This window comes from Methylorubrum rhodinum (assembly GCF_014199935.1).
GTDB classification, from domain to species: domain Bacteria; phylum Pseudomonadota; class Alphaproteobacteria; order Rhizobiales; family Beijerinckiaceae; genus Methylobacterium; species Methylobacterium rhodinum.
The window spans coordinates 56,080-67,463 of the sequence record NZ_JACHOP010000014.1 but is presented as its reverse complement, the minus strand read 5'-3'; the positions used below and the strand labels follow the sequence as shown (position 1 = coordinate 67,463).

The window sequence follows — 11,384 nt, the reverse complement described above, 5'->3', positions numbered from 1 at the left end:
GCAAAGGATGCACATCGCCTGATCCCCCCATGAGTCGCCCGCCGTCCCGACCCGCCGGAGCGGTTCGCAGGGAGGGGGCGATGGCGCCGAAGGTCCTGAAGGCATCGCCCTCGAATCGGGCTGCCCGGCGTTTCAAGGGCTAACACGCAAAAATATTCGCCGCTACCAAAATGAGCCCAAAGACCCGCTTTCGGCCAGTAATTGCGAGTCGAGACCGTGAATTGGCTCCCTGATTTGGTACCAAAAAGGAAATCTCCACGCCGGTTCGCAAGGCGGGGCCGAGCCGGAGCATTGCCTCCGCGGCCTCGTCATGGGACCTTGCTCCTGAGATGAGCTTGATTCACGGCTCGGACCGGTCGGGAGGGGCGGCGGACGATGAAGGAGATCCAGTCCAGTCAAGAACAGGGCATCAACATCCTGTGGTGGCAGCCGGTCGCCGGAACCCGCCGCCTGCCCAGCCTCGGCGAAGCCTGGCATCCCGGATTCTGCGATGCCCGAAACGGTCGAGCGTGGTGACCTCACGGCGTGCCAGGGCGGAACGGATCAGGCCCGCAGGTGCAGCCGATAGGCGTAGGTGTCCCCGCGAAAGAGGCCTTCGACATACTCGATCAGGCGCGCATCGGTGCCGTAGGAGCGGCGCTTGATCAGCAGGCACGGGATCGGTTTGGAGAAGCCGAAGATCTCGCATTCCTGCGGCTCCGGCGAGGCCGCCTCGATGGTCTGCTCGCACTCGAGGAGAGGGGCGCCGCACTCGGCCAGACGATCGTAGACCGACCCCGTCAGGTCCGCCTCGGCGAGGCCGGGAGCGATGTCGAGATCGTACCACGCCCGTTCCACCGACAAGGGAATCCCGTCGCCCATGCGCACACGCACGAGCCGCAGGAACCGGGCGGTGGAGGAGAGGCCGAAGATCGAGGCGATGGAGCGATCCTCGCCGATCGTCCGCTCAAGGATGCGGGACGAGGGGACCCGACCGAGTTCCTGCATCTCCTGCGTGAAGCCCTTGAGGCGTTCCATGCCGGGCTTGATGCGGCGAAACCCGTCCTCGACGATGTAGCCATTGCGGCCATGCGCGCTCACCATCCGCTGCTGGCGCAGGGCTTCGTAGCATTGCTGAACGGTCTTCCGGCTGATGCCGAGATCGAGCGCCAGCTTGCGCTCGGCGGGCAGGGTGGCGCCGGGGGGCAGGACACCGTCGGCGATCATGGTCCGGAACTGGTGTTCCAGTTGCCGATACATCGGGAGGGCGGTGTCGTTCTGGATGCGGAGCTTCGCGAGAACGTTCGGCGGTCTGGTCAATGCGGCAGCACCGTGTGCGAGCGTCCGGGCGGCGCACCACGCGCCGATCCTACATGATCCCGCGCCGGATGAGCCACATGGGACACGCTTTTGTGGGACACGCTTTTGTGCTCGGGAGTTTCGTCGCGGCCGGCACGTTCCGGGTCGATCGGCTTCCCCGACCCGGCGAGTCGCTTCGGGCCTCGGCGATCGCCTGGGAGCCGGGCGGCAAGGGCTTCAACGTCGCCGCCGGCCTGCGTCGGCTCGGGATCGCGGTGGACGGTCTGATCCCCATCGGGACGGACCATCTCGCGGCCCTGGCCGAGCCCGCGCTGCGGCGGATGGGCCTGCCGACCTCCATGATCCGCCCGCATCCGGGCTCGACCGGCATCGGCGTCGGCTTCGTCGGCACCGACGGCGAGAACTGCCTCGCGGTCCATCCCGGCGCCAACCTTCTGCTGTCGCGGGAGACGGTGCGCTCGGCGGCGGCGGGCATCCTGTCCAGCGCGATGGTGCTCGCGCAGTTCGAGATCGGCGACGACCCCGTCGCGGAAGCCTTCGCCATCGCGCGCGGTGCCGGGATCCCCACCCTCCTCAATCCGTCGCCGTTCCGGTTGCCCTCGGACGAGATCCTGGCCGCCACCACGATCCTCGTCCTCAACGAGACCGAGGCCGAGGCCCTGCTCGGCCGTCTCGCGGGACCGGCCGGCACCGGCGGGCTGCGCGCGGCGGCGGAGGGACTTGCGCGGGCACTGCACGCGCGCGGCGTCGAGGTCCTGGTGATCACCTTCGGCGCGGCCGGAGCGCGAATCGTCCTCGGCGGTTCGACGATCCTGGATCAACGTGCGTACCAGGTCACCGCCGTCGACACGTTGGGCGCCGGCGACGCCTTCACCGCCGGCCTGGCGGCCGGTTTCGTGGCGGGCCGGCACTGGGATGCGAGCGGCCGGATCGCGGCGGCCTGCGGTGCCCTGATGGTGACGCGCCACGGCGTCCTCGACGGCCTGCCCGATCCCGCGGAGGTCGGAGACTTCCTCCGCATCCACGCGCCCGAGGCGGCCATGTCGTGACGCCCACCCCTTGACGATACCCCGACGAGCCGGTCGCCGGCCCGCATCGCATTCGCAAGACGAGGAGCACAGTCTTGGCCATCACGATCCGTGCCCTGGACCCGTCCTACACCACCCTGGGGATCGCGCTCCATTTCCTCGCCCGCCGCGCGCCGTTCTCCGCCTTCCGGTTCGGCGACCTGACCCAGACCGTCGACGACCAGATCCGTCGCGGCCACGCGCTGTTCGCCTTCGACGACCGGCGGGTCGTGGGTTATCTCGGATGGCACCTCTACGGGCTCGCGGAAGCGCGCGAGTTCGCCCGCACCGGACGGCCGCCGCCCCTCGACCGGCCCGACGGCGCCGACGTGGCCTGGGTCATGACGGCGGCCGCAGCGGCGCCGGAGACGCTCGTCGCGCTGGTGGAGGCCGGCAAGGCTCGGAACATCGGCCGCCGCGCCATGGGCGTCCGCTACAAGAAGACCGGCAGGCGCGTCGTCTTCGATCAGTTGATCGCGCCGCGCCGCACGAACGCCGCCGCACCGCCGGACGGCCCCTGAAGGGGGCCGGCGCATGCCGACCCTGTGCAACCTTCGGATTCTGAAGGCGCGTTCCCCAGGTTGCCCGGGTCTCGTGAAACGCGGCTCGCTCCGTTCCCTATCGTCCCGTGCCGATGATCCGTCGCTCCGGCAAGGTCTGCTCGGTGGACACGAGCGGCCGAAGCATCCATAGGCGATCCGCTCTACGATCACCGGCAGCGACCGCGACGTCGCTCGGTCGCGGATGCATCGGGTATGAGTCGTCCGTCGCCGTCACGAGAGTCGGAGAAGTGCTGCCTTGAAGCTGTTCCACTCGCACACCTCGCCCTTCGTCCGGAAGGTGATGGTGGTCGCCCACGAACTCGGTCTCGCCGAGCGCATCGAGCTGCTGCCGAGCAAGGTCCATCCGGTCGAGCGCGACCGCTCGGTCCTGGCGCAGCACCCGCTCGCCCAGGTGCCGACGCTGATCGACGCGGACGGCCACGCGCTCGCCGACAGCCGGGTGATCTGCGAATACCTCGACGCGCTGGCCGGCGGCGGCCTCTTCCCCCGCGAGGGCGCGGCGCGCTGGCGGGCGCTCAACGAGCAATCGGCCGCCGACGGCGTGCTCGATGCCGCCCTGCTGATCCGCTACGAGCTGACCGCCCGGCCGGAGAGCGAGCGCTCCGCAACCTGGATCAAGGGCCAGAGCGCCAAGATCGAGACGACGCTGGCGTGGTTCGAGGAGCGGGCTGGCGATCTGGCTGAGCGCATCGACATCGGCACCGTCGCGCTCGCCTGCGCGCTCGCCTATCTCGACCTGCGCTTCTCCGACATCGCGTGGCGCGACGACGCTCCCGGCTTGGCCGCGTGGTTCGCGGGGATCAGCGAGCGGCCCTCGATGGTGGCGACCCGGCCGCCCGCGGGCTGATCCGGCGTGATGCACGGCGGCAACGGCGAATCCGGCCCGACCCTTGCTAAGCTTTTCCGGCTCCCGCCGGACGCTTCGCCATGCCCGATTTCATCGCCGCCTTGTTCGCCTCCGCCCTGTTCTGCCTCGCCTTCCTCGCGCTCAACGCCCTGACCCGCCTCGCGCTCCAGGCGCACCTCGCCCCCGACGGGCTGATGGAGGGCGGGTTCGTGCAATATGGCGGCGCCCTGATGGTGGCCGGCGCGGCCTATCGCAGGGCGGTGCGGTCCGGGAGCCGCCTCGCGGGCGAGTGACTTAGAGCATCGTTCCGAAAGGTGGTTTCCGGCTTTCGGAAAAAGACGATGCGGCACAGAAACATAGAGCACCGTCCTGGATCCGATATCCAGGACGGTGCTCTAGGGATCCGAACGGGCCGCTGCCGATCATGCAACCGGCAACGAAGATGGCGCGCCCCGGCCTCCCGGAACGCGCCTCGAAACCCTATTTCGCCGCGGGGATCGCCCGCGGCGGTGACGCGCCTCAGAAGTAGGACTTCAGCACGCCGCGGCGGCGCACGTCGAGCGTGGCGCAGTGGAACGAGCCGCCGAACGGGCCGTAGCTCAGGAACGGCGCCGGGATCGGGTCGAAGCCCCAATCCTTGAGGGCCTTGATCAGCGTCGGCTGGCTCTGGTCGACGACGATCTTCTTCTCGTCGATGGCGAGCACGTTGATCGAGGTCCAGGGCGAGCACATCGAGATCTTGCTCATGAAGCCCGAGACCGGGTCGGGGCGCGGGGCGATCAGCACGTCCCACTTCTTGAGCACGGCGGGCAGCTTCTCGACGTCGATGTAGTCCGGGTTGACCAGCACCTTGCCCGGCGCCAGCGGCATGAACGACGAATCGATGTGCATCGGCTGCGGGCAGCGGCTCTCGATCTCGTGGATGCGGAAGCCGGGGCCGAGATGGCGGCGCAGCCACTCGATGCCCATCAGGTTCGTGACGTTGGAACGGGTCACGAACAGGTCGCGGCCGCAGCGCACGAAGTCGGCCGCGTCGAAGACCGGCTCGAACTCGTTGACCGTGAACTGCATCGGCTCGCCGGCCTTCAGGTTCGGCACCCGGTAGTCGTAGTTGTAGAGGTCGTCGGTGAGCTGCGGACGCGGCGCCGAGGTCCAGCGCGCGCCGGCCCGGAAATACTCTTTAAAGAGCGAGCGGTAGGCGTCGCCCTCGAAGTAGCGCGAGCGCCAGCACATCGGGCTCTCGATGATCTCGTCGCCGATGACGAGGTACGGGTCGCGCGGGCAGGCGACGCAGAAGCCCCGCGAGGTCCAGCGCGGCGCCTTGAACTTCTTCGAGAAGTCGACCGTGTCGGGGCGGCGGACGGTCACGCCTTCGCCGGCCAGGATCGAGATGAAGTTGTCCAGCTCCTGTTGAGCCAACTTCTTCATGAACTTCGGGTATTTCCAGCCAGAGGCGAAGCGGTAGAACGGCTGGGCCGCCCGCGGCAGGTTGAAGATCACGGTGAGGTGATGGGTCGGGATCGTGGCGCCGTCGAGCGAGCCGACGATCACCTCCTCCAGCGGGTCCCACTCGTTCCAGGCCATCACCGGGCTGCGGGGCGAAGGCACACCCCCCTGAGCACCTTGACCGGCATAGCCCCGCGTCGACGGGTCGTCGATCAGGGCGGATTCCGCCGTGATCTGCGGCTCGCGATCCATACTCGGCTCCATAGAAGCGGCGTCCGGCGACAATCGTCGCTTCACCTCCACCGCGGGCGCCGCTTTGCTCCCCGGTGTGTCAATCGGGTGATAGACATGGCAGGGTAAAGCTGCAACCTGCCGAGACCCTTCCTACTGCCGCTACGCTTTCGAAGTCCGGTCGCGGTGGGATTTCGACAACACAAGCCCCTCGACGAAGATCGCGAAGGTCGAAAGAGGCTGATGAAGCGTCTCACCACATGGGCGTCGATCGTAGGACTGGTCACGGCGCTCGCGCTGTTCCTGTCTTCGGGCGTCACGGACGTCGCCGGTGCGCTGGTCGGCGCGGGCTGGGGCGCGCTCGCGGTCGTGGTCGCCCGCTTCGTTGCGGTGGCCTGGGCGGGCTTCGGCTGGCACGTCGTGTTCCCCCGCGGCGCCGGCCCCAGCTTGCGTGACTGCATCCAGTTGCGTTTCGTCCGCGAGGGCATCAACACGCTGCTGCCCGTGGCCCAGGTCGGCGGCGACCTGATCGGCGCGCGCCTGCTGACGCGCCGCGGCACCCCCGGCGGCATGGCCGGCGCCAGCATGTTCGTCGACCTGATGACCCAGGCGCTGACCCAGCTCCTGTTCACGGTGGCCGGCCTCGCGCTCCTCGTCCACTTCACCGGCGACGGGCCGGTGGTGCGCACGGTCGCCGGCGGCGTGCTCGTCGCGATCCCCGCGCTCGCCGCCTTCTACGTCATTCAGCGCCGGAGCGGGCACCGCCTGATCGAGGCCGCGCTCTCGCGCTTCGCCGCCGCCCGCGAGTGGCGCGCGCTCGGCGCCATCGACGTGCTCTACGACAACCTGCGCCGCCTCTACGCCAACCACGCCCGCGTCGGCAGCGCGATCCTGATCCACCTCGTCGGCTGGATCATCGGTACCCTGGAGGTCTGGATCGCGCTCAACGCCATGGGCTACCCCGTCACCTTCGTTGAAGCGTTGGTGATCGAGAGCCTCGCCCAGGCGGTGCGCGGGGCCGCCTTCGTGGTGCCGGGCGCTATCGGCGCGCAGGAGGGCGGCCTGATTGCGCTCTGCGCCCTGTTCGGCATCCCGGCCGAGGCCGCCCTCGCCCTTTCGCTGGTCAAGCGCGTCGCCGACCTCGCGGTGGGCCTGCCGAGCCTCGCCCTGTGGCACGTCATGGAGCGCGACACCGCCGCCGCCCCGACCGACGCCGTGAGCACGGGGCTTGCCGCGATCCGCGCCCGCCTCGGCCGCCGGCCGGAGCGCGCCGCCCCGCTTGCGACGCCGCGGGCGACCGCCTACGGCTTCCCCGCCGGCCGGCCGGCCGTCCTTGCCCCCGACAACGAGCCTGGAGCCTTCAAGAAGTGCGCCTGAACCGCCGCACCCTTCTCGCCGCCGCCGCGGTGCTCGCCCTCCTCGGGTCGCCCCGCGACCTGCGGGCTGCCGAGGACCCCGCCGTGGCGCCGGTCACCAAGCTCTACGCCAAGTTCGAGGAAGCGCTGAAGAACGGCGCGGGCGACCTCAAGACCCGGCTGGCCACCGTCGGCGACACGCTCGCCGCAACCTTCGACACGAAGGCCATGGTGGCGACCGCCGTCGGCCCGAAGTGGAAGACCTTCAAGCCGGAGCAGCAGGCCGCGCTCACCGAGGCGTTCGGCACCTACTTCGTCACCCTCTACGCCAACCGCCTGTCCCAGGCCGCGGGCGGAAAATTCGAGATCAAGCCGCAGAGCGAGACCCGCGGCCCCAACCGCGTCGTCTCCACCCGCGTCTCGAACAAGGACGGTGACGATTCGGACGTCGACTACGTCGTCAACGCGGACAACCGGGTGCAGGACGTGCTGCTCAACGGCAATGTCAGCGAAGTCGCCTCCATGCGGGCGGGCTTCGCCGAGCCGCTCAAGACCGGCGGGGCCGACGGCCTCTTGAAGTTCATGCGCGAGCGCACGGACGGCATGCTGGCCAAAGGCACCAAGTAAAGCCGGCGCCGCCGAACATCGAGCCGGACGGCTCGACCGAAAAAAAGCTCCGCTCCGGCGGCCCGACAACAACGACAAGAGCGACGGCGCGCCATGGACCTGACCGAGATGACGGCCTGGATCTCGTCGCTCTTCCTCGTGCCGGCGCTCGCCGGCTGCCTCTACGCGCTGCTCGCCGCCGTGCTCGCCGGACGCTTCGCCGCCCGCAAGGCGCCGGCCCTCGCCACGGACGCCCCGCGCCCCGGCGTCAGCATCCTCAAGCCGCTCTGCGGCATCGAACCGGACCTTTTCGAGAATCTCGAGACCTTCTGCCGCCAGAGCTATGCCGGCCCGGTCCAGATCCTGTTCGGCGTCCAGAACGCGACCGATCCGGCCATCGCCGTGGTCGAGCGCCTGCGCGCGGCCTATCCGAGCGTGCGTCTCGACCTCGTGGTGGATGCGAGCCAGCACGGCTCGAACCGCAAGGTCTCGAACCTCATCAACATGTCGGGCCTGATCGCCCACGAGACCGTGGTGCTCGCCGACAGCGACATGTCGGTGCGGCCCGACTACCTGGAGCGCATCGTCGCCGAACTCGCCCGTCCGGGCGTCACCGGCGTCACCTGCCTCTATCACGGCGAGCCGGCCGAGCGCGGCCTGTGCGCCCAACTCTCGGCGCTCGCCATCGACGTGCAGTTCGTGCCCAACGTCCTCGTCGGCACCGCACTCGGTCTCGCCAAGCCCTGCTTCGGCTCGACCATCGCGATGACCCGCGAATCGCTCGAAAAAATCGGCGGTTTCCGCGCCTTTAAGGACGATCTCGCCGACGACTACATGATCGGCGAGGCCCTGCGCCGGGACGGCGGCATCGTCGCGATCCCGACCTTCACCATCGGGCATGCCTGCGTCGACACCGAGCTGTCCGGCCTGTGGCGGCACGAGCTGCGCTGGAACCGCACCATCCGCAACGTCGATCCGGCCGGTTACGCCGGCTCGTTCGTCACCCACGCCTTTCCGTTGGCGCTCATCGCCGCGCTGATGCCGGGCGCCGGCAACGCCGCGCTGGCGGTGGCCGCGCTCGCGCTCGCCTGCCGCGTCCTGCTCTGCCTGCGCATCGAGCGCGCCTTCGGGCTGGCGCCCCACGCCTACTGGCTGTTGCCGATACGTGACATGCTGTCCTTCATCAACTTCACCTGGAGCTTCGTCTCGGGTGCGGTGACATGGAAAGGTCACGATTACCGTGTGGTTGCGGACGGTACGCTGATCCCGGAACACGGCCTCGGTCACGAGACCGGCGCCACGTCAGTCTGAGCTTCGCTCGACCCCACCGTTATTGCTCAACCGCCCGAGCCTTGAGGCCTTGAACCCCATGCGCACGCTCTTCCTGCAGGCCCCCACCTTCGACGGCTTCGACGGCGGCGCAGGCTCCCGTTACCAGGCCAAGCGCGAGATCAAGTCGTTCTGGTATCCGACCTGGCTGGCCCAGCCGGCCGCCCTGGTGCCGAACTCCAAGCTGATTGACGCGCCGCCCCACAACATCAAGCTCGACGAGATCGTCGCCCAAGCGAACGACTTCGACCTCGTGGTGCTCCACACCTCGGTCCCCTCCTTCAAGTCGGACGTGAAGACCATCGAGGCGCTGAAGGCGGCCAACCCGAAGCTCATCGCCGGCCTGATCGGCGCCAAGGTCGCGGTCGATGCCGCCGGCTCGATGGCCCAGGCCCCGGTGGTCGACTTCGTCGCCCGCAACGAGTTCGACTTCACCGTCAAGGAAGTCGCCGACGGCGTGCCGATGGCCGAGATCAAGGGCCTGTCCTATCGTGATGCCAACGGTGTCGTGGTCCACAACGAGGACCGCGAGATCATGACGGACATGGACCAGCTGCCCTTCGTCACGAGCGTCTACAAGCGCGACCTCGAGATGGAGAAGTACTTCATCGGATACCTCAAGCACCCCTACATCTCGTTCTATTCCGGCCGCGGCTGCAAGAGCCGCTGCACCTTCTGCCTCTGGCCGCAGACGGTCGGCGGCCACACCTACCGCACCCGCTCGGTCGCTCACGTGATCGAAGAGATCAAGTACTGCCTCAAGGAATTCCCCCAGACCAAGGAATTCTTCTTCGACGACGATACCTTCACGGACAACCTGCCGCGCGCGGAAGAGATCGCTCGGGAACTGGGCAAGCTCGGTGTGACGTGGTCGTGCAACGCCAAGGCCAACGTGCCGCGCGACACCCTGAAGGTCCTGAAGGAGAACGGGCTGCGTCTCCTGCTGGTCGGCTACGAGTCCGGCAACCAGAAGATCCTCAACAACATCAAGAAGGGCATGCGCGTCGAGGTGGCGGAAAAGTTCACCAAGGACTGCCACGACCTCGGCATCGCCATCCACGGCACCTTCATCGTCGGCCTGCCCGGCGAGACCAAGGAGACGATCCAGGAGACGATTCGCTTCGCCAAGCGCATCAACCCGCACACCATCCAGGTGTCGCTGGCGGCGCCCTATCCGGGCACCTTCCTCTACAAGCAGGCGGTCGAGAACGGCTGGCTCGACGTCGAGAACGCCGAGCTGGTCGATGAGAACGGCGTGCAGATCGCGCCGCTCCACTACCCCCATTTGTCGCACGGCGAGATCTTCTCGGCGGTCGAGGAGTTCTACAAGAAGTTCTACTTCCGCGCCCCGAAGATCGCCTCCATCGTCGGCGAGATGGTCCGCTCGCCCGACATGATGAAGCGCCGCCTGCGCGAGGGTGTCGAGTTCTGGCACTTCCTGCGCGACCGCAAGGCCGCCGCGTAAGTCTGCGCGAAGTTGGAAGAACAGGAATGGCCGGGCCGCGAGGCCCGGCCATTCCTGTTTCCAGGGCTCCGCCCTGGACCCGCGAGAGGGCTTGCCCTCTCGACACCCAGGACAGGGGAACGCGCTTGAAGCGATTGGTCGTCACCGCCGACGATTTCGGCCTGAGCCGCGAGGTCAACGAGGCCGTCGAGCAGGCCCACCGCGACGGCATCCTCACCGCCGCCAGCCTCATGGTCTCCGCACCGGCCGCCGCCGACGCCATCGAACGTGCACGGCGCTTGCCCTCGCTGCGCGTCGGCCTCCACCTCGTGCTGGTCGAGGCTTGGCCGACTTTGCCGCCGGCCCAGCTCCCCGACCTCACCGACGCCAACGGCCTGATGCGCACCGACATGGGCCGCCTCGGCTTCGACCTCGCTGCAAAGGCCACCGCCCGCCGTCAGCTCGCCGCCGAGATCGCCGCGCAGTTCGAGGCTTTTCGCCAAACCGGCCTGCCCCTCGACCACGTCAACGCCCACAAGCACTTCCACGTTCACCCGCTGATCGCAGGCGCGGTGCTCGCCATCGGCGCGCGTTACGGCATGCGGGCCCTGCGCGTCCCCCGCGAGCCCCGCGAAATGCTCCGCCGTGCCGAGCCCGGCGCCCGGCCGCGCCCCGCCCTCGACATCGCCCCCTGGTCGGCGCTCCTGGCCGTGCGCGCCCGCCAAGCCGGCCTGCTCATCCCCGACCGCACGCTCGGCCTCGCGTGGTCCGGCGCGATGACGCCCGCCCGCGTCGCCGGCCTCCTGCGCCACCTGCCCGCAGGCCTAACCGAACTCTACACCCACCCGGCCACCGCGGGCGGCTTCCCCGGCGAGGCGCCGGGCTACGCCTACGCCGCCGAGCGCGATGCGCTGGTCTCGCCTGAGGCCGTCGCCCTCGCCGCCCGCCCCGAGATCCACCGTGGCGGCTTCTCGGACTTCGCCTGACGCGCGCGACGGTGGCCACCGACCGCGCTTGCCGTCGTACCCATCCCCCTGACCTTGCGTCGACGATTACTTATAATCATCTTATCATGTCCGGCCGATATCCGGCACGTGTCCGAAATGTAATGCAACGGCAATCGCGCTCATCTGTTTTCCCGTCAGAGCCGAGGCCGACGATCATGTAATCAACGACCGCCGAAGCCGGACAGGCTCT

General features: G+C 68.6%; 12 protein-coding genes. 10 read left to right on the top strand and 2 right to left on the bottom strand.

Translation table 11 applies throughout. The features are described 5' to 3' along the window. Positions 1-375 precede the first annotated feature (375 nt). Complete coding sequence (locus HNR00_RS15820) at positions 376-516, top strand: hypothetical protein (protein ID WP_183571000.1); 141 nt, start codon at positions 376-378, stop codon at positions 514-516. A 27-nt stretch (positions 517-543) separates the two neighbouring features. On the opposite strand, the gene HNR00_RS15815 is transcribed toward HNR00_RS15820, so the two are convergent. Beyond that, positions 544-1,239, bottom strand: a complete 696-nt coding sequence (locus HNR00_RS15815) for a GntR family transcriptional regulator (RefSeq protein ID WP_183571086.1) — start codon at positions 1,237-1,239, stop codon at positions 544-546. 167 nt (positions 1,240-1,406) lie between these two features. Between HNR00_RS15815 and HNR00_RS15810 the strand changes: the two genes are divergently transcribed. The 4 genes from HNR00_RS15810 (at position 1,407) to HNR00_RS15795 (ending at position 4,069) form a co-directional block, all read left to right on the top strand. Further along, positions 1,407-2,348: a ribokinase gene (locus HNR00_RS15810; RefSeq protein WP_312886066.1), complete on the top strand. Its 942-nt coding sequence runs from the start codon at positions 1,407-1,409 to the stop codon at positions 2,346-2,348. A gap of 74 nt (positions 2,349-2,422) precedes the next feature. Then, positions 2,423-2,887, top strand: a complete 465-nt coding sequence (locus tag HNR00_RS15805; protein WP_183570996.1) for a hypothetical protein — start codon at positions 2,423-2,425, stop codon at positions 2,885-2,887. 277 nt (positions 2,888-3,164) lie between these two features. Beyond that, complete coding sequence (locus HNR00_RS15800) at positions 3,165-3,776, top strand: glutathione S-transferase family protein (RefSeq protein ID WP_183570994.1); 612 nt, start codon at positions 3,165-3,167, stop codon at positions 3,774-3,776. A gap of 80 nt (positions 3,777-3,856) precedes the next feature. After that, positions 3,857-4,069, top strand: a complete 213-nt coding sequence (locus tag HNR00_RS15795) for a hypothetical protein (RefSeq protein WP_183570992.1) — start codon at positions 3,857-3,859, stop codon at positions 4,067-4,069. Between the two features lie 226 nt (positions 4,070-4,295). On the opposite strand, the gene HNR00_RS15790 is transcribed toward HNR00_RS15795, so the two are convergent. Next, positions 4,296-5,474 (bottom strand): amidinotransferase, encoded by a 1,179-nt coding sequence (locus HNR00_RS15790; RefSeq protein WP_183570990.1) that lies wholly within the window; start codon positions 5,472-5,474, stop codon positions 4,296-4,298. A 222-nt stretch (positions 5,475-5,696) separates the two neighbouring features. Between HNR00_RS15790 and HNR00_RS15785 the strand changes: the two genes are divergently transcribed. The 5 genes from HNR00_RS15785 to hpnK all read left to right on the top strand — a co-directional run bounded on the left by HNR00_RS15785 (position 5,697) and on the right by hpnK (position 11,173). Further along, positions 5,697-6,830, top strand: coding sequence for an HpnL family protein (locus HNR00_RS15785; protein WP_183570988.1), 1,134 nt, complete (start codon positions 5,697-5,699; stop codon positions 6,828-6,830). Beyond that, on the top strand, positions 6,821-7,435 hold the full coding sequence (locus HNR00_RS15780; protein WP_183570986.1) for an MlaC/ttg2D family ABC transporter substrate-binding protein: 615 nt from the start codon (positions 6,821-6,823) through the stop codon (positions 7,433-7,435). The genes HNR00_RS15785 and HNR00_RS15780 overlap by 10 nt, the downstream gene beginning before the upstream one ends. A gap of 93 nt (positions 7,436-7,528) precedes the next feature. Beyond that, positions 7,529-8,725 (top strand): bacteriohopanetetrol glucosamine biosynthesis glycosyltransferase HpnI, encoded by a 1,197-nt coding sequence (hpnI, locus tag HNR00_RS15775; protein ID WP_183570983.1) that lies wholly within the window; start codon positions 7,529-7,531, stop codon positions 8,723-8,725. A 58-nt stretch (positions 8,726-8,783) separates the two neighbouring features. Then, positions 8,784-10,208 carry a hopanoid biosynthesis associated radical SAM protein HpnJ gene (gene hpnJ, locus HNR00_RS15770; protein WP_183570981.1) on the top strand — a complete coding sequence of 475 codons (1,425 nt, stop codon included), beginning with the start codon at positions 8,784-8,786 and terminating at the stop codon, positions 10,206-10,208. Positions 10,209-10,333: 125 nt separating this feature from the next. After that, positions 10,334-11,173, top strand: a complete 840-nt coding sequence (gene hpnK / locus HNR00_RS15765) for a hopanoid biosynthesis-associated protein HpnK (protein WP_183570979.1) — start codon at positions 10,334-10,336, stop codon at positions 11,171-11,173. Positions 11,174-11,384: the final 211 nt, after the last annotated feature.